The sequence below is a fragment of the Micromonospora sp. NPDC049282 genome (assembly GCF_043197045.1).
In the GTDB taxonomy this organism is placed as follows: domain Bacteria; phylum Actinomycetota; class Actinomycetes; order Mycobacteriales; family Micromonosporaceae; genus Micromonospora.
In genome coordinates this window covers 45,058-62,630 of the sequence record NZ_JBICSL010000009.1, presented here as the reverse complement: position 1 = coordinate 62,630, position 17,573 = coordinate 45,058, and the positions used below count along the sequence as shown (strand labels likewise).

16 protein-coding genes are annotated in these 17,573 nt (G+C 74.6%); 14 read left to right on the top strand and 2 right to left on the bottom strand.

The annotated features are described in order from the left end of the window. Positions 1-8 precede the first annotated feature (8 nt). The 14 genes from ACGFI2_RS16450 (at position 9) to ACGFI2_RS16385 (ending at position 15,651) form a co-directional block, all read left to right on the top strand. Complete coding sequence (locus tag ACGFI2_RS16450) at positions 9-1,283, top strand: adenosylmethionine--8-amino-7-oxononanoate transaminase (RefSeq protein WP_393517128.1); 1,275 nt, start codon at positions 9-11, stop codon at positions 1,281-1,283. 84 nt (positions 1,284-1,367) lie between these two features. After that, complete coding sequence (gene pyrF / locus ACGFI2_RS16445) at positions 1,368-2,204, top strand: orotidine-5'-phosphate decarboxylase (RefSeq protein WP_393517125.1); 837 nt, start codon at positions 1,368-1,370, stop codon at positions 2,202-2,204. Between the two features lie 177 nt (positions 2,205-2,381). Continuing rightward, on the top strand, positions 2,382-2,699 hold the full coding sequence (gene mihF / locus ACGFI2_RS16440) for an integration host factor, actinobacterial type (protein ID WP_013285515.1): 318 nt from the start codon (positions 2,382-2,384) through the stop codon (positions 2,697-2,699). A gap of 25 nt (positions 2,700-2,724) precedes the next feature. Next, on the top strand, positions 2,725-3,258 hold the full coding sequence (locus tag ACGFI2_RS16435) for a guanylate kinase (RefSeq protein WP_393517122.1): 534 nt from the start codon (positions 2,725-2,727) through the stop codon (positions 3,256-3,258). Positions 3,259-3,310: 52 nt separating this feature from the next. Next, the gene (gene rpoZ / locus ACGFI2_RS16430; protein ID WP_013285517.1) at positions 3,311-3,577 is read left to right on the top strand and encodes a DNA-directed RNA polymerase subunit omega; all 267 of its coding nucleotides are present in this window, start codon (positions 3,311-3,313) and stop codon (positions 3,575-3,577) included. A gap of 14 nt (positions 3,578-3,591) precedes the next feature. After that, the gene (gene coaBC, locus ACGFI2_RS16425) at positions 3,592-4,800 is read left to right on the top strand and encodes a bifunctional phosphopantothenoylcysteine decarboxylase/phosphopantothenate--cysteine ligase CoaBC (RefSeq protein WP_393517119.1); all 1,209 of its coding nucleotides are present in this window, start codon (positions 3,592-3,594) and stop codon (positions 4,798-4,800) included. A 97-nt stretch (positions 4,801-4,897) separates the two neighbouring features. After that, positions 4,898-6,088 carry a methionine adenosyltransferase gene (gene metK / locus ACGFI2_RS16420; protein WP_393517116.1) on the top strand — a complete coding sequence of 397 codons (1,191 nt, stop codon included), beginning with the start codon at positions 4,898-4,900 and terminating at the stop codon, positions 6,086-6,088. A gap of 59 nt (positions 6,089-6,147) precedes the next feature. Next, complete coding sequence (locus ACGFI2_RS16415) at positions 6,148-8,067, top strand: primosomal protein N' (protein WP_393517113.1); 1,920 nt, start codon at positions 6,148-6,150, stop codon at positions 8,065-8,067. A 229-nt stretch (positions 8,068-8,296) separates the two neighbouring features. Continuing rightward, positions 8,297-9,274: an AAA family ATPase gene (locus ACGFI2_RS16410; protein WP_393517110.1), complete on the top strand. Its 978-nt coding sequence runs from the start codon at positions 8,297-8,299 to the stop codon at positions 9,272-9,274. Positions 9,275-9,359: 85 nt separating this feature from the next. After that, positions 9,360-10,634 carry a cytochrome P450 gene (locus tag ACGFI2_RS16405; RefSeq protein WP_393517107.1) on the top strand — a complete coding sequence of 425 codons (1,275 nt, stop codon included), beginning with the start codon at positions 9,360-9,362 and terminating at the stop codon, positions 10,632-10,634. Positions 10,635-10,676: 42 nt separating this feature from the next. Then, the gene (def, locus tag ACGFI2_RS16400; protein ID WP_393517104.1) at positions 10,677-11,237 is read left to right on the top strand and encodes a peptide deformylase; all 561 of its coding nucleotides are present in this window, start codon (positions 10,677-10,679) and stop codon (positions 11,235-11,237) included. A 5-nt stretch (positions 11,238-11,242) separates the two neighbouring features. Continuing rightward, positions 11,243-12,169, top strand: coding sequence for a methionyl-tRNA formyltransferase (gene fmt, locus ACGFI2_RS16395; protein ID WP_393517611.1), 927 nt, complete (start codon positions 11,243-11,245; stop codon positions 12,167-12,169). Then, positions 12,166-13,665 (top strand): RsmB/NOP family class I SAM-dependent RNA methyltransferase, encoded by a 1,500-nt coding sequence (locus ACGFI2_RS16390; protein WP_393517101.1) that lies wholly within the window; start codon positions 12,166-12,168, stop codon positions 13,663-13,665. The genes fmt and ACGFI2_RS16390 overlap by 4 nt, the downstream gene beginning before the upstream one ends. Before the next feature lie 237 nt (positions 13,666-13,902). Continuing rightward, positions 13,903-15,651: a M28 family peptidase gene (locus ACGFI2_RS16385; protein WP_393517098.1), complete on the top strand. Its 1,749-nt coding sequence runs from the start codon at positions 13,903-13,905 to the stop codon at positions 15,649-15,651. 43 nt (positions 15,652-15,694) lie between these two features. On the opposite strand, the gene ACGFI2_RS16380 is transcribed toward ACGFI2_RS16385, so the two are convergent. Continuing rightward, positions 15,695-16,585, bottom strand: coding sequence for a septum formation family protein (locus ACGFI2_RS16380; protein ID WP_393517095.1), 891 nt, complete (start codon positions 16,583-16,585; stop codon positions 15,695-15,697). 76 nt (positions 16,586-16,661) lie between these two features. Beyond that, positions 16,662-17,549, bottom strand: coding sequence for a septum formation family protein (locus ACGFI2_RS16375; protein ID WP_393517092.1), 888 nt, complete (start codon positions 17,547-17,549; stop codon positions 16,662-16,664). Between the last annotated feature and the right edge of the window lie 24 nt (positions 17,550-17,573).

The window sequence follows — 17,573 nt, the reverse complement described above, 5'->3', positions numbered from 1 at the left end:
GAGGACCCGTGACGCCCGAGGAGATCCTCGCGGTCGACCGCCGGCACGTCTGGCACCCGTACGCGGCGCTGCCGCCGGCCAGCCCACCGCTGGTGGTGGAGAGCGCGTCGGGGGTGCGGCTGCGGTTGGCGGACGGGCGGGAGCTGGTCGACGGCATGTCGTCGTGGTGGGCGGCCATCCACGGCTACCGGCACCCGGTGCTGGACGCCGCGGTGACCGACCAGCTCGGCCGGATGAGCCACGTGATGTTCGGCGGGCTCACCCACGAGCCCGCCGCGCGCCTGGCCGGCACCCTGGTCGAGCTGGCCCCGGACGGCCTGGAGCACGTCTTCCTGGCCGACTCCGGCTCGGTCGGCGTCGAGGTCGCGGTGAAGATGTGCCTGCAGTACCAGCGCGCCGTGGGGCGCCCGGAGCGCCGCCGCCTGGGCACCTGGCGGGGCGGCTACCACGGCGACACGTTCCACCCGATGAGCGTCTGCGACCCGGAGGGCGGCATGCACCACCTCTGGGGCGACGTGCTGCCCCGGCAGGTCTTCGCGCCGCTGCCGCCGGCCGGCTTCGACGCCCCGCCGGACCCGGCGTACGAGGCGGCGCTGGTGGACGCGGTCCAGCGGCACGCCGACGAACTGGCCGCGGTGATCGTCGAGCCGGTGGTCCAGGGCGCCGGCGGGATGCGGTTCCATCACCCGCACTACCTGCGGGTGCTGCGCGAGGTGACCCGGGCGCACGGCATCCTGCTGGTCTTCGACGAGATCGCCACCGGCTTCGGCCGGACCGGGCGGATGTTCGCCGCCGAGCACGCCGGCGTCACGCCGGACGTGCTCTGCGTCGGCAAGGCGCTCACCGGCGGCTATCTCACGCTGGCCGCGGCGCTCTGCACCCCGGAGGTGGCCGGCGCGATCTCGGCCGACGGGGTGCTGGCGCACGGGCCGACGTTCATGGGCAACCCGCTGGCGTGTGCCGTCGCCAACGCCTCCCTGGGCCTGCTGCGCGCCGGGGACTGGGCCGGGCGGGTGGCGGGGATCGCCGAGGGGCTGCGGGCCGGCCTGGAGCCGTTGCGCGGCGTTCCCGGGGTGGCCGACGTGCGGGTGCTCGGCGCGATCGGCGTGGTGCAGCTGGACCACGAGGTGGATCTGCCGCGGGCCACGGCCGCCGCGGTGGCCGAGGGGGTGTGGCTGCGCCCGTTCCGGGACCTCGTCTACACCATGCCGCCCTACGTCTGTGACGTCACGGACGTGGCCCGGATCGCGGCCGGCGTGGCGGCGGCGGTCGAGGCCGGCTGAGTCCGGTCGCAGCGGCACCGGCGCGACGGATGGGCCGTCGCGGACACGGAGGCGGCCGGAGCCGCCGGGAGAGGGAGAGACGCGATGGAGACGTTCGGCGTACGCCTGCACCGGGCGGTGGCGGAGCGGGGACCGCTCTGCGTGGGGATCGACCCGCATCCCGGCCTGCTGGCCGACTGGGGGCTGCCCGACGACGTCGGAGGGCTGGAGCGGTTCTGCGGCACCGTGGTGGAGGCGATCGGCGACCGGGTCGCCGTGGTCAAGCCGCAGTCGGCGTTCTTCGAGCGCTTCGGCGCGCGCGGGGTCAGCGTGCTTGAGTCAACTATCCGACAGTTACGAAATGCGGGCGCGCTCGTTCTCCTCGACGTCAAGCGTGGGGACATCGGCTCGACGGTCCGCGCCTACGCCTCGGCGTACCTCGATCCATCCAGTCCGCTGTATGCCGACGCGATCACCGCCAGCCCCTACCTGGGAGTAGGTTCGCTCGCGCCGATGATCGAGACGGCCGCCGCGCACGGTGCCGGGGTCTTCGTCCTGGCCCTCACCTCGAACCCCGAGGGCGCCGCCGTGCAGCGTGCCGTCGGTGCCGACGGGCGCACCGTGGCGCAGACCGTCATCGACGAGATTTCCCAGCTCAACCGGGGTGCGGAGCCGCTCGGCAGCTTCGGCCTGGTGGTCGGCGCGACGATCGGCGAGACCGGCCACGACCTCGGCTCGGTCAACGGCCCGCTGCTCGCGCCGGGGCTGGGCGCGCAGGGCGGCACGCCGGCCGGGCTCCGCACGGTGTTCGGCGCCGCGCTGCCGTCGGTGCTGCCGTCGTACTCCCGGGAGGTGCTGGGCGCGGGGCCGGAACCGGCCGCCCTGCGGGCCGCCACCGAGCGGGTGCTGGCCGAGTGCCGGGCCGCCCTGGCCGCCGCCTGACTGACTGACGGCTCGGTCACTTTACGTTGATCATCGCGCGTCCACGTTGCCGAAAGCTCCGTTGACCGCTAGTTTTCCCCGCGCTGGGAACCACGGACCCCTTTGGTTGCCAGCGACACCACGTTTCACAGCTGCGGTGGGGCTCCGCCCGCCGTACTAGGGACCTGAGGAGAACTGGTGCCGCTCCCGTCACTGACCCCCGAGCAGCGCGCTGCCGCGCTGGAGAAGGCTGCGGAGATCCGCAAGGCCCGCGCTGAGCTGAAGGAGCAGCTCAAGCAGGGCAAGACCACCCTCGCCACCGTCCTTGAGCGGGCCGAGTCCGACGACGTCGTGGGCAAGCTGAAGGTTTCGGCCGTGCTCCAGGCGATGCCGGGCATCGGCAAGATCCGGGCCACCCAGATCATGGAGAAGCTCAAGATCGCCGACAGCCGTCGCCTGCGTGGCCTCGGCGAGCAGCAGCGCAAGGCGCTGCTCGGTGAGTTCGCCGCCAACTGAACGGCCCACCGTGTAGAAACAAGCGGTGAGCACGGATGACGGGGCGCGCTCGGCGGCTCGGCTCACTGTCCTGTCCGGCCCTTCCGGGGCCGGCCGGGGCAGTGTCGTCGAGCTGGTCCGGGCGCGCCTCGCGTCGGTGTGGGTGCCGGTGGTCGCCACCACCCGGCCGCCGCGCCCCGGCGAGCGCCACGGTGTGGACCGGCTCTTCCTCGACCCGGCCGGCTTCGACCGGCTGATCGCCGACGGCGAGCTGCTGGAGTGGTGCCGGATCGGGCCGTACCGCCGGGGGGTGCCCCGCGCGGATGTGCGGTCCCGTCTCGCCGAGGGGCGGCCGGTGCTGCTGCCGCTGGACCTGGCCGGCGCGCTCGCGGTCCGGATCGCCGCGCCGGCGGCCCGGCTGGTGCTGCTCGCGCCGCCGGCCTACCGGGCCGCACCGGCCGTCGCGCACGCGTTCGCGCACGCCGTGACGCACGACCGGACCGAGCGTGCCGTGGCGGAACTGGTAGGATTGATCGGTTCGTCAGTCCTGGCTCCGGCCCGACCGCCCGCGAGCGGTTGAGCGGCCACCGACCGCCCTCGCGGCGGCGCACGAGACGCAGAGGTCAAATTTCGTGGGATCCATCGCCACCAACCCCGAAGGCATCACCAACCCGCCGATCGACGAGCTGCTCGAGAAGACCACCTCGAAGTACGCGCTGGTGATCTTCGCCGCCAAGCGCGCCCGTCAGGTCAACGCCTACTACAGCCAGCTCGGTGAGGGCCTCCTGGAGTACGTCGGCCCGCTGGTGGAGACCACCCCGCAGGAGAAGCCGCTCTCGATCGCCATGCGCGAGATCAACGCGGGCCTGCTCACCGCCGAGCCGACCGACCAGCCGTAACCGCGCCCGCGCCGATGCCCGCCGAGATCGTCCTCGGGGTCGGCGGCGGCATCGCCGCCTACAAGGCGTGTGAGCTGCTCCGGCTCCTCACCGAGTCGGGTCACCGGGTCCGGGTCGTGCCGACCGCCTCGGCGCTCCGCTTCGTCGGGGCGCCGACCTGGGCGGCGCTCTCCGGCCAGCCGGTCGCCGACGACGTCTGGTCCGACGTGCACGAGGTGCCGCACGTGCGGCTCGGGCAGCACGCCGACCTGGTCGTGGTGGCGCCGGCCACCGCCGACCTGCTCGCCAAGGCCGCCCACGGCCTCGCCGACGACCTGCTCACCAACACGTTGCTGACCGCGCGCTGCCCGGTGGTGCTGGCGCCGGCCATGCACACCGAGATGTGGGAGCACCCGGCCACCGTGGCCAACGTGGCCACCCTGCGGTCCCGGGGCGTCCGGGTGATCGAGCCGGCGGTCGGCCGGCTCACCGGGCAGGACTCCGGCAAGGGCCGGCTGCCCGACCCGGCGGAGATCTTCGCGGTCGCCCGCCGGGCGCTGGCCCGCGGCGCCGCCGCGCCGGCCGACCTGGCCGGCCGGCACGTGGTGGTCACCGCCGGCGGCACCCGCGAGCCGCTCGACCCGGTCCGCTTCCTGGGCAACCGGTCCTCCGGCAAGCAGGGGTACGCGTTCGCCCGCGCCGCCGTGGCGCGCGGCGCCCGGGTGACCCTCGTCTCGGCCAACGTGGAGCTCGCCGACCCGGCCGGGGTGGACCTGGTCCGGGTGGGCACCACCGAGGAGCTGCGCGCCGCGACGCTGGCCGCCTCCGACGCCGCGGACGCGGTGGTGATGGCCGCCGCACCCGCCGACTTCCGCCCGGCCGGCTACGCGACCGGGAAGATCAAGAAGTCGGAGGACGGCACCGCGCCGACCATCGAGCTGGTCACCAACCCGGACATCGCCGCCGAGCTGGGCCGGCGGCGCCGTCCCGGTCAGTTGCTCGTGGTGTTCGCCGCGGAGACCGACGACGCGGAGCGCAACGGCCGGGCCAAGCTGGCCCGCAAGCGCGCCGACCTGATCGTGGTCAACGAGGTCGGCGTCGACAAGGTCTTCGGCGCGGAGACCAACGCGGCCACCGTGATCGGCGCCGACGGCGCCGTGCACCGGTTCCCCGAACAGCCCAAGGAGGCCCTGGCCGACGCCGTCTGGGACCTCGTGGTCGCTCGACTGGATCCGCCGTCCTGACGGTTGGTCGGCTCCACGTTCCCGGATCCGCGGCGCGACGAGGACGACTAAACTGCCGCCCAGTGACCTTTCGAAGTCTCACATGCTTAGGAGTGCCGTGACACGTCTCTTCACGTCCGAATCGGTCACGGAGGGCCACCCGGACAAGATCGCCGACCAGATCAGCGACGGCATTCTCGACGCGCTGCTCGACCAGGACCCGCACAGCCGGGTCGCGGTGGAGACGTTGATCACCACCGGGCAGGTGCACGTCGCCGGTGAGGTGACCACGAAGGCGTACGCCGACATCCCGACCATCGTGCGGGAGACCATCCTCGGCATCGGCTACGACTCGTCGAAGAAGGGCTTCGACGGCGCCTCCTGCGGGGTGAGCGTGTCCATCGGCGCCCAGTCGCCGGACATCGCGCAGGGCGTGGACAACGCCTTCGAGCTGCGTACCGGTGGCTCGGAGAGCGCGCTGGACGCGCAGGGCGCGGGCGACCAGGGCATGATGTTCGGCTTCGCGTGCTCCGAGACGCCCGAGCTGATGCCGCTGCCGATCGCCCTGGCGCACCGGCTGGCGCGCCGGCTGTCGCAGGTGCGCAAGGACGGCACGATCCCCTACCTGCGGCCCGACGGCAAGACCCAGGTGACCATCGAGTACGACGGGCTGCGCCCGGTGCGCCTGAACACGGTGGTGGTGTCCAGCCAGCACGCCGCGGACATCTCGCTGGAGTCGCTGCTCACGCCGGACGTGCGGGAGCACGTGATCACGCCGGAGCTGGAGGGCCTCGGGCTGGACACCGACGGCTACCGGCTGCTGGTCAACCCGACCGGCCGGTTCGAGATCGGCGGCCCGATGGGCGACGCCGGGCTGACCGGCCGGAAGATCATTGTCGACACCTACGGCGGGTACGCCCGGCACGGCGGTGGCGCGTTCTCCGGCAAGGACCCGTCGAAGGTCGACCGCTCGGCGGCGTACGCGATGCGCTGGGTGGCCAAGAACGTGGTCGCCGCCGGGCTGGCCGAGCGGTGCGAGGCGCAGGTCGCGTACGCGATCGGCAAGGCGCACCCGGTGAGCCTGTTCATCGAGACGTTCGGCACCGAGACGGTGCCGGTGGCCTCGATCGAGAAGGCCGTCGCCGAGGTGTTCGACCTGCGCCCGGCCGCCATCATCCGGGACCTGCACCTGCTGCGCCCGATCTACCGGCAGACCGCCGCCTACGGCCACTTCGGCCGGGAGCTGCCGGACCTGACCTGGGAGGGCACCGACCGGGCCGCCGACCTCAAGTCGGCCGCGGGAGCCTGACCACCGCCACGCGCCGCGACCGGCGACCCGCCGAGGGGTCGCCGGTCGCTCGCGTCTGCGTGGACGTGCCGCTGCCGCACCTCGACCGCCCGTTCGACTACCTGGTCCCCGAGGCGCTGGACGCCGAAGCCCGGCCCGGGGTCCGGGTGAAGGTCCGCTTCGCCGGCCAGCTCGTCGACGGCTGGCTGCTCGAGCGCGTCGCCGAGTCCGACCACCCGAAGCTGGCGTACCTGGAGAAGGTCGTCTCGCCGGTGCAGGTGCTCTCGCCGGAGGTGGCCCGGTTGGCCCGGGCGGTCGCCGACCGGTACGCCGGCAGCCTGGCCGACGTGCTCCGGCTGGCCGTGCCGCCGCGGCACGCCCGCGCCGAGAAGTCCGTCACCGCCGCCGACGCGCCGGCCGACGCCGCCGGCAGCTCGGACGCCCCGCTCGACCCGCGCGGCTGGCGGGACTATCCGGCCGGGCCGGCGCTGCTGCGCGCGCTCGCCGACGGCCGCGCGCCGCGCGCCGTGTGGTCCGCGCTGCCGGGCGAGGACTGGGCCGACCGGTACGCCGACGCGGTGGCCGCGACCGTGGCCGGCGGCCGGGGAGCCGTGGTGGTGGTGGCCGACGGCCGGGACCTGGACCGCCTCGACGCCGCCCTGACCGCGGTGCTCGGCCCGGACCGGCACGCCTGCCTCACCGCCGCCGCCGGTCCGGCCCGCCGCTACCGGGCCTTCCTGGCCGCCCGGCGGGGCGAGGCGTCGGTGGTGATCGGCACCCGGGCGGCGATGTTCGCCCCGGTCGAGCGGCTCGGCCTGGTGGCGGTCTGGGACGACGGGGACGACCTGCACGCCGAGCCCCGGGCACCCTATCCGCACGCCCGCGACGTGCTGCTCACCCGGGCACAGCTCACCGGCGCGGCCGCCCTGGTCGGCGGCTACGCCCGCACCGCCGAGGCGCAACTGCTGGTGGAGACCGGCTGGGCCCGGGAGGTGGTCGCCGACCGGGCCACGGTACGGGCGCGGATGCCGGCGATGGCGCCCACCGGCGACGATCCGCAGCTGGCCCGGGACCCGGGCGCGGCCTCCGCCCGGCTGCCCAGCCTGGCCTGGACCACCGCCCGCGACGCGCTCCGCGCCGACCTGCCGGTGCTGGTGCAGGTGCCCCGCCGCGGCTACCTGCCCTCGGTCGCCTGCGCCGACTGCCGGGCCCCGGCCCGCTGCCCGCACTGCGCCGGTCCGCTCGGCCTGCCGTCGGCGCAGGGCACGCCCGCCTGCCGCTGGTGCGGTCGGGTCGCCGCCGCGTACGCCTGCCCGGACTGCGGTGGGCGGCGGTTGCGCGCCTCGGTCACCGGCGCCCGGCGCACCGCCGAGGAGCTGGGCCGGGCGTTCCCGGGGGTGCCGGTGCGGACCTCCGGGCGTGAGGAGGTGCTGGCCTCCGTGCCCGGCGGCGCCGGTCTGGTGATCGCCACCCCGGGCGCCGAGCCGGTCGCCGAGGGCGGCTACGGCGCGGTGCTGCTGCTCGACTCGTGGGCCCTGCTCACCCGGGCCGACCTGCGGGCCGGTGAGGAGGCGCTGCGTCGCTGGCTGGCCGGCGCCGCGTTGGCGCGCCCCGGGGCGGCCGGCGGCCGGGTGGTGGTGGTCGCCGACGGCGCGCTCGCCCCGGTGCAGGCGTTGCTGCGGTGGGACGCGGCCTGGTTCGCCGCACGGGAGCTGGCCGAGCGCCGCGAGCTGGGCTTTCCGCCGGCGGTGCGGATGGCCAGCGTCACCGGCGTGGCGGACGCGGTGGCGGACCTGCTGGCCGGCGCGCGACTGCCCGACGACGCCGAGATCCTCGGCCCGGTGCCGGCCGACGAGGGGCGGGAGCGGATGCTGGTCCGGGTGCCGCGGGCCCGGGCCGCCGCGCTGGCCGACGCGTTGCACGCCGCGGCCGCGCAGCGCAGCGCCCGCAAGGCCGCCGATCCGGTCCGGCTCCAGGTGGATCCGCTCAGCATGTTCTGACCGGGCCCGGCGGTCGTGACCGAGCGCACCCGGCCCCTCGCGCACGGTCGTGACCTGGGGTTTGCCGCACACCTGGTCCGGCAATTGGATAGCGCGCGGTGATAGCATCGCCCGTCATGCCCAGCCGTGCGAAATTTCCGCACGGGACGCGGCGCGGCGGGTGCTCCGGCACGTCGGGCCACACGGATTCGATGTCGTCAGTCAGCCGGTGAGCAGGGGTGGACCAGTCGTGACCGTTCGTCAGTCGATCGTCTTCAACGGTGACCTCGGCAGCGGCAAGAGCACCGTTTCCGTGGAGATCGCCAAGCGGCTGGGGCTGCGCCGGGTCAGTGTCGGCGACCTCTACCGGCAGATGGCCCAGGAGCGGCAGATGACCGCCCTCCAGCTCAACCTGCACGCCGAGCTGGACCAGGCCGTCGACGGCTACGTCGACCAGCTCCAGCGGGACATCGCCGCCTCCGGCGAGTCGCTGGTGATGGACTCCCGCCTGGCCTGGCACTTCTTCACCGACGCGCTCAAGGTGCACATGATCACCGAGTCGACCGAGGCGGCCCGGCGGGTGCTCGCCCGCCCGTCCGGCCCGGCCGAGAGCTACACCACGCTGGAGGAGGCGCGGGCCAAGCTGCGCGAGCGCAGCGAGAGCGAGCGCAACCGCTTCATCGTCCGCTACGGCGTCGACAAGGCCCGGCTGCGCAACTACGACCTGATCTGCGACACCACCCGGGCCACCCCGGAGCAGGTGATCCAGCACGTCGTCGACGTCTACGAGGGCCGTCTCGGCGCCGAGGTGCTGCGCGCCGGCCAGCCGCTGCTGCTGCTCGACCCGACCCGGGTCTATCCCACCGAGGACGTCTCCACGCTGCGCGGCTCCTGGGACCCGGAGCACGCCCACGGCGGCGCCGGCGACGCGGCGGTGGAGCCGCTGAGCATCGGCTACACCGGTGAGTACTTCTTCGTGGTCGACGGGCACCGGCGGCTCAGCGCCGCGGTGCGCGGCGCCCTCCCGATGGTTCCCGCCCGGCTGGTCGCCGAGGTCGACGAGCCGGTGGTCGGCGGGATGAGCGCGGTGGACTTCTTCGCCGCCCAGGCCCGGCCGGGCCTGATCCACGACTGGCAGGACGCGCACGGCATCGCGCTGCCGCTGCCCGAGCACGCGCTGCTCGGCGGGGGTCCGGTGTTGGCCGGCGAGCCGGGCGCCGGCGCCTGAGCGAGCCCTCCGCGGACGGGACCGGATCGCTCGATCCGGCGCGGCGGAGCATGATGAGGGTCTCCGATGCCTGGGGAGGCCGACCGTGGATCCTGCCGACGACCTCGCGCTGCTGATGTCCCCCGCGGGTCGGGTCGAGCCCTGCCCGGCCTACGAGCGGCTGCGGGCGCACGGTCCGGTGGTCCAGGCCGGTCCGGTCTTCTACGTGGTGACCGGCTACGCCGAGGCCGACGCCATCCTGCGCGACGCCCGGTTCGGGGTGATGGACGACGGCCTGCGCGACCAGTTCATGCCCGGCTGGCGGGAGAGCCCGGCGGTGCTGTCGATCTCCCGGTCGATGCTGCGCACCAACCCGCCCGACCACAGCCGGATGCGGCGGCTGGCCGCCGGCGCGTTCACCCCGCGCCGGATCGCCGCCATGCGCGGCGTGGTCGAGGCGCAGGCCGACGAGTTGGTCGACGCGATGCTGGCCGGCGCCCGGGGCGGGGCTCCGGTCGACTTCATGGCCGAGTTCGCGTACCCGCTGCCGGTCGGGGTGATCTGCGCGTTGCTCGGCGTGCCGGCGGCGGACCGGCCGGTGTTCCGGCGCTGGGCCGCCGACCTGACCGGCGTGCTGGAGCCGGAGATCACCCCGGACGAGCTGGCCGTGGCCGACCGGGGCGCGGGCGAGCTGCGGGCCTACTTCACCGAGCTGGTGGCGGCCCGCCGCCGCGCGCCCGCCGACGACCTGACCACCGCGCTGGTCCAGGCCCACGACGACGGCGGCGACCGGCTCTCCGCCGACGAGCTGCTGGCCAACCTGATCGTGCTGCTGGTGGCCGGTTTCGAGACCACCACCAACCTGCTCGGCAACGGCCTGGTGGCGCTGCTCGACCACCCCGCCGCGGCGGCGACGCTGCGCGAGCACCCGGAGTTCGCCCCCGGCCACGTCGACGAGCTGCTGCGCTACGACTCGCCGGTGCAGCTCACCTCGCGGATGAGCACCGCGCCGTCCCGGCACGGCGGCGTCGACCTGCCGCCGGCGAGCTGGGTCATCGTGATGCTCGGCGCGGCCAACCGTGATCCCCGCCGCTATCCGGAGCCGGCCCGCTTCGACCCGTGGCGTCCGCAGATCCACCCGCTGTCCTTCGGCGCCGGGCCGCACTACTGCCTCGGCGCGGCGCTGGCCCGGCTGGAGGCGCAGGTGGCGTTCCCGCTGCTGCTGCGCCGGCTGCCCGAGCTGACGCTGGCCGGCACACCGGAGCGGCGGGTCCGGCTCACCCTGCGTGGTTACGCCACGCTGCCGGTCACGCCCGGGCGCGAGGCGGTCCCGGTCGCCGTTCCCGGTACGCGGTCGGGGGCGGCCGGGCCGACTCCGTAGACTGGGGTCGCACCAGCCGTCCCAGATGAGGAGCCACGCCGCGTGACCGTTCAGCCCATCCGTCTGTTCGGCGATCCGGTGCTGCGCACGCCGGCCGACCCGGTGGTCGACTTCGACGCCGAGCTGCGCAAGCTGGTCGCCGACCTGACCGACACGATGCGTGACCAGAACGGCGCCGGCCTGGCCGCCCCGCAGCTCGGGGTGGGCCTGCGGGTCTTCACCTTCGACGTCGACGACGTGCTCGGTCACCTGGTCAACCCGGTGCTGGAGTTCCCCGACGAGGAGGAGCAGGACGGCCCGGAGGGCTGCCTGTCCATCCCCGGGCTCTACTTCGACACGAAGCGCCGGCAGAACGTGGTCGCCAAGGGCTTCACCGCCCACGGCGACCCGATGCAGATCGTCGGCACCGGCCTGATGGCCCGCTGCGTGCAGCACGAGACCGACCACCTCGACGGGGTGCTCTTCGTCGACCGCCTCGACCCGGCCGGCCGCAAGGAGGCCATGAAGGCGATCCGCCAGGCCGACTGGTACGACCAGGGCGCCCCGCCCACGGTCAAGCTCAGCCCGCACCCGCTCAGCAACCCGTTCAGCCTGGGGCGGTGACCCGGATGCGCCTGGTCTTCGCCGGCACGCCGGCGGTCGCCGTACCGGCCCTGGACGCGATCGCCGCCTCCGGCCACGAGCTGCTCGCCGTGGTCACCCGCCCGGACGCCCCGGCCGGCCGCGGCCGAGGGCTGGTCCGCTCGCCCGTCGGCGCGTGGGCCGACGCGCACGGCGTCGAGGTGCTCACCCCGGCCCGGCCGCGGGAGCCCGAGTTCCTCGACCGGCTGCGCGCGCTCGCGCCGGACTGCGTGCCCGTGGTCGCCTACGGCGCGCTGGTGCCGCCGGTGGCGCTGGAGATCCCCCGGCACGGCTGGATCAACCTGCACTTCTCGCTGCTGCCCGCCTGGCGGGGCGCGGCGCCGGTGCAGCACGCCGTGCTGCACGGCGACGAGCTGACCGGGGCCAGCGTCTTCCAGCTGGAGGAAGGGCTGGACACCGGCCCGGTCTTCGGCACCGTCACCGACGAGATCCGGCCCGCCGACACCTCCGGCGACCTGCTGGAGCGGCTCGCCCACTCCGGCGCGGGGCTGCTGGTCGCGGTGCTCGACGCGATCGGCGCCGGCACCGCCCGGGCCGAGCCGCAGCCGGCCGACGGGGTCTCCCTCGCCCCGAAGCTGACCGTGGAGGACGCGCGCGTGCGTTGGACCGACCCGGCGTTCGCGGTGGACCGGCGGATCCGCGCCTGTGCGCCGGCGCCCGGCCCGTGGACCACGTTCCGCGACGAGCGGGTCAAGCTCGGCCCGGTCACCCCGCTGGCGAACGGCCCGGAGCTGAAGCCGGGTGAGCTGCTGGTGGAGAAGTCGCAGGTGCTGGTCGGCACCGCGACCGGGCCGGTGCGGCTCGGCGAGGTGCGCGCCGCCGGCAAGAAGGCCATGCCGGCCGGCGACTGGGCGCGCGGCGCCCGGGTCGCCGCCGGTGAGGTGTTCTCATGACGGGGCCGGAGCGGCCCGTCGAGGGCGAGCGTCCCCGGGGGTACGAGCGCGGTGGCGACCGTCCGCGCGGTGCGGGCCGGCCCGGCGGGTCGTACCGGGGCGGCGCCGACCGCCGGGGCGGGCAGCGCCCGGTCCGGCCGACGGTGGACCTGCCCCGCCACGTCGCGTACGAGGCGCTCGCGGCGGTGCACCGTGACGACGCGTACGCCAACCTGATGCTGCCGGGGATGCTGCGCGAGGCGGGGCTGAGCGGCCGGGACGCCGCGTTCGCCACCGAGCTGACCTACGGCACGCTGCGGCACACCGGCACGTTGGACGCGATCGTCACCGACGCGGCGGGCCGGGACGTGCAGCGGATCGACCCGCCGGTGCGCGACGCGCTGCGGCTCGGCGCCTACCAGCTGCTGCACACCCGGGTGCCGGCGCACGCCGCGGTGTCGTCCACCGTGGACCTGGTCCGCATGGTCGGGCCGGGCGCCACCGGCTTCGCCAACGCGGTGCTGCGGGAGATCGCCGGCCGGGACGCCGACGCCTGGGTGACGAAGCTCGCCCCGGCCGAGGAGACCGACCCGATCGGCCGTCTCGCGTTGGCCTTCAGCCATCCGCAGTGGATCGTCCGGGCGTTCGCCGAGGCGCTCGGTGGCGATCTGGGGGAGACCACCCGGCTGCTCATCGAGGACAACGAACGCCCGCCGGTGCACCTGTGCGCCCGTCCCGGCCTGGCCGACGCGGTGGCGCTGGCGGACGAGGTCGGCGGCGCGCCCGGCGCGTTCTCGCCGTACGCGGTCTACCTGCCCGGTGGGGCGCCGGGCGAGCTGGCGGCGGTGGCCGACGGGCGCGCGCACGTGCAGGACGAGGGTTCGCAGTTGGTGGCGGACGCGCTGGCCGCCGCGCCGCTGGACGGTCCGGACGGCCGGTGGCTCGACCTGTGCGCCGGGCCGGGCGGCAAGGCCGGGCTGCTCGGCGCGCTGGCGGCGACGCGTGGGGCGCGGCTGACCGCGGTCGAGGTGGCCGAGCACCGGGCCCGGTTGGTCGAGCGGGCCACCCGCGGCCTGCCGGTCACCGTGGTGCATGCCGACGGGCGTGGCGTCGGCGACGAGCCGAAGCTGCCGGAGGGGCACTTCGACCGGGTGCTCGTCGACGCGCCGTGCACCGGTCTGGGTTCGCTGCGCCGCCGGCCGGAGTCGCGCTGGCGGCGCCAGCCGTCGGACCTGCCGCCGCTGACCCGGCTGCAGCGGGAGCTGCTCACGGCCGCGTTGCGGGCGGTCCGCCCGGGTGGCGTGGTGGCGTACGTGACCTGCTCGCCGCACGTGGTGGAGACGCACGTGACGGTGACCGAGGCGTCTCGGCGGTGCGGCTTCCCGGTCGACTTCGTCGACGCCCGTCCGCTGCTGCCGGCCGGCATGCCGGGCCTGGGTGACGGCCCGACGGTGCAGCTCTGGCCGCACCGCCACGGCACCGACGCCATGTTCCTGGCCGTCCTACGCCGAGGCTGACCCCCGCTGCTGACTCACGGAAAGTGGGGGCATTCCGCGCGCCATGCCCACTCTTTCCGTGAATCAGCAGCGGGGGGAGACGGGTGGGGGGTGGGGTGACCCGTAGGTGGGTGCATCTCGGGCGGGGGAGGGGGTTCGTGGGATGTGACGGCCCGTTGACTGTGCGATCGATACATGTAACTGTTCCGATCACCGGTCCAACGGTCCGTCACCCCCGCGTTCCCACGAGGAGTCTCCATGAGACGCAGCACGCCGACCACGAGCCTCGCGCTCGCCCTCGTCGCCACCCTGACGACGGCGAGCCTGGCCGGCACCGCCTCCGCCGCTCCCGCGTCCGCCCCCGCCCCCGCGCCGGCCGCCGCCGCGCTCGCCGCACCCGACGTCTCCCTGACCAACGTCCAGGCCCACCTCACCCAGCTCAACTCCATCGCCAGCAGCAACGGCGGCAACCGGCGGGCCGGCTCGGCCGGCTACGCCGCGTCGGTCAGCTACGTCAAGGGCAAGCTCCAGGCCGCCGGCTACACGGTCACCGAGCAGAACTGCACCAGCTGCACCTACCCGGGCAGCAACCTGATCGCCGAGTGGCCCCAGGGCCCCACCGACCAGGTGGTGATGTTCGGCTCCCACCTGGACAGCGTCTCCGCCGGCCCCGGCATCAACGACAACGGCTCCGGCTCGGCCTCGCTGTTGGAGAACGCCCTGGTGCTGGCCGCGCAGAACCCGACCATGACCAAGCGGGTCCGGTTCGCCTGGTGGAACGGCGAGGAGCAGGGCCTGCAGGGGTCGAAGCACTACGTCAACCAGCTCAGCACCACCCAGCGGGGCTACATCAAGGGCTACTACAACTTCGACATGGTCGGCTCGCCCAACGGCGGCTACTTCATCAACCGGATCACCTCGGCCACCGCCGCGCCGCTGAAGGCATACTGGGACTCGTTCGGCATCCAGCCGGAGGAGAACACCGAGGGCCAGGGCCGCTCCGACGACTACTCGTTCGCCAACGCCGGCATCCAGACCTCCGGCTACGCCGCGGGCGCCAGCTACACCAAGACCGCGGCCCAGGCCGCGAAGTGGGGCGGCACCTCCGGCGCGGCGTACGACGGCTGCTACCACCGTTCCTGCGACACCACCAGCAACATCAACACGACCGTGCTCAACCGCAGCGCCGACGGCGTGGCGTACGCGATCTGGGCGCTCGCGGTCGGCGGCGGCACCCCGGCCAACGACTTCTCCGTCGCGGTGAGCCCCACCTCCGGCAGCGTCGCCCGGGGCGGCTCCACCACCGCCACGGTCAGCACGGCCACCACCTCCGGCAGCGCCCAGACCGTCGCGCTGTCGGCCAGCGGCGCCCCGAGCGGGGTCACCGTCGGCTTCAGCCCGTCCTCGGTCACCTCGGGCGGCTCCGCCACCATGACGGTCAGCGCCTCGTCCACCGCGACCACCGGCACGTTCACGATCACCGTCACCGGGACCGGCTCGGCCACCCGCACCGCCAGCTACACGCTGACCGTGACCGGCGGCAGCGGCGGCTGCACCGGCGGTCAGCTCATCGGCAACGGCAGCTTCGAGTCGGGCAGCACGTCGTGGACGGCCAGCTCGGGCGTGATCACGAACGACTCCGGCCAGGCGGCCCGCACCGGGACCTACAAGGCATGGATGGACGGCTACGGCTCGTCGCACACCGACACGCTGTCCCAGTCGGTCACCCTGCCGGTCGGCTGCACCAGCTACACGCTGGCGTTCTGGCTGCACATCGACTCGGCCGAGACCACCACCTCGACCGCGTACGACAAGCTGACCGTGCAGGTCGGGTCGACCACGCTGGCGACGTACTCGAACCTGAACAAGGCCACCGGCTACACCCAGCGCAGCTTCAACCTCGCCGGTTACGCGGGCCAGACGGTCACGCTCAAGTGGACCGGCGTCGAGGACGCCTCGTTGCAGACCAGCTTCGTGGTCGACGACGTGACGCTGCAGGTCGGCTGAGCGCGACCGGGCGGGGTGGGCTCGCGCCCGCCCCGTCCCGGGCTCAGGTGATCGGCAGGGTCTTGCCGCCGGCGCCGCGCACCGAGCGGGTGAGCGTCCGCTCGGACACCCAGAGGAAGCACTGCACGCCCCGGTCGCCGTCGCGCCACTGCTGCTCGAACGGGTGGTAGATGATGGTGCCGGCCCGGTACTGCATGTTGCCGTCGTTCGGCACCTTGGCGTACTTCGCGATCAGGCCCCGGCACGCCTTGTGCGCCCGCAGCGAGGTGCGCTGGAACTCGGCGTAGCTGATGTCGGGCGCCTGGTAGATCCCGACGAACTCGGCGTGGTGCCTGGTGGTGCAGGCGACCGGCCGCATCGCCTGCACCTCGTCCTTGGTCAGCTTCGGGTTGAAGCAGGCCAGCGCCAGCGGCGAGCCGGGCTTGAGGGCGCCGCGCAGGCTGCCGGTGCGGGAGGTCACGTTCCCCTCGTCGAGGCCGTTCACCTCGGCGACGTCGCAGCGGTACCAGCGGGCGCCACCGGACCAGGCCAGGGCCGAGGGGAAGACCACCGAGAGCTGCAACCGCCCGGAGCGCCAGTCCGCGCCGACCGCCCTGGTCACCTGCCGGGCGCATTCCGCGTGCGCGGTGCGGATGCCGGCCGAACCGGCCCGCGGCGGGGCCGACCGCCCGGCGTCCGGGCCGGTCAGCGTGCCGACGTGCAGCGTCTCGACCCGGTGCGAGGTGGCGCAGTCGACCGGCTGGTAGCCGCTGAGATAACCCACGTCCGCGACGGTGGGGTGACAGACGTCGGCCTTGGGCACGAAGCCGACCGGGGCGGCGAAGGCCGGCCACTCGTCGGTCAGGTCGCGGTCGACCCCGGCCGGCGCGCTGCAGCCGGCGAGCGCCAGCACCGTCACCGCGCCCGCGGCGACCGCCGCCCACCATCGCCGCATCGCGACCGACCTCCCCGCCGTCCGGAGCCGCCCGGCCGACCGGTACGCCTCGGCGACGCAGCATACGGCACCGAGGTCAGATGACGGGGAGTCCCTCGGGGCCGGCGTCGCGCATGGAGCGGGTCAGCTTGCGGTCGTCGCTCCACAGGAAACACCGCACGCCCCGGTCGCCCTCCTCCCACTCCCGCTGCGACGGCGGATAGAAGATGGACCCGGCCCGGTAGGGCAGCTCGGCATTGTCCGGCACGCCGGCGAACGCGGCGATCAGCGTCATGCACCGCCGGTGCGCCGCCGGCGCGGCCTGGGCGAACTCCGCCCAGCTCATGTCACGCTCGGCGTAGACGCCGACGAACTCGGCCCGGTGCGGTTCGGTGCACAGCACCGGGGCCATGTAGTTCAGGTTCGCCCCGATCAGCTTCGGGTCGAAGCAGCGGTGCACCAGCGGGTTGTCGCCGACCAGCGCGCCGCGCAGGCTGCCCACCCGGTTGACCGGGCGGGTGTTGTCGATGCTGTCGGTCTCGGCGAGGTCGCAGCGGAACCAGCGGGCGCCGGACATCCAGGCGGTCGCCGGTGGCAGCGCGATGTTCAGGGTGAGCCGGGCGGCGTGCCAGTCCCCGCCGATCATCTCCCGGGCCCGCTGGTCGCACTCGGCCCGGGCGGTGCGCAGCTCCGGTGAGCCCGGCTCGGGGCGGGCGCCGAGCGCCGCCGGCCCGGTGAACGTGCCGACGTGCACCGCCTCGGCCAGGTGGCTGCGCGCGCAGTCCACCGTCTCGTACGTGGCCGCCTGCACCACCGCGGTGAGCCGCGGCAGGCACGCGTCGGTGGCCGGGACGAAGAGTTGTGGCGCCGGCAACGCCGCCCAGTCGTCGATGAGGTCGCCGTCGGCCCGGTGCGCCTGGACGCAGCCGGCGAGCGCCGCCGTCACCGCGCCGGCCAGCGCGAGCGCATGGAGCCACCGTCGCATCGTCCGCTCCTTCGCCGGAGAGAT

What these genes read in the sequence shown, in the direction of transcription:
- coaBC (WP_393517119.1), top strand. Translation starts at nt 3,592, where the DNA reads ATGCCCGCCGAGATCGTCCTCGGGGTCGGCGGCGGCATCGCCGCCTAC.
- pyrF (WP_393517125.1), top strand. Translation starts at nt 1,368, where the DNA reads ATGGAGACGTTCGGCGTACGCCTGCACCGGGCGGTGGCGGAGCGGGGA.
- ACGFI2_RS16390 (WP_393517101.1), top strand. Translation starts at nt 12,166, where the DNA reads ATGACGGGGCCGGAGCGGCCCGTCGAGGGCGAGCGTCCCCGGGGGTAC.
- ACGFI2_RS16380 (WP_393517095.1), bottom strand. Translation starts at nt 16,585, where the DNA reads ATGCGGCGATGGTGGGCGGCGGTCGCCGCGGGCGCGGTGACGGTGCTG.
- ACGFI2_RS16385 (WP_393517098.1), top strand. Translation starts at nt 13,903, where the DNA reads ATGAGACGCAGCACGCCGACCACGAGCCTCGCGCTCGCCCTCGTCGCC.
- ACGFI2_RS16375 (WP_393517092.1), bottom strand. Translation starts at nt 17,549, where the DNA reads ATGCGACGGTGGCTCCATGCGCTCGCGCTGGCCGGCGCGGTGACGGCG.
- fmt (WP_393517611.1), top strand. Translation starts at nt 11,243, where the DNA reads ATGCGCCTGGTCTTCGCCGGCACGCCGGCGGTCGCCGTACCGGCCCTG.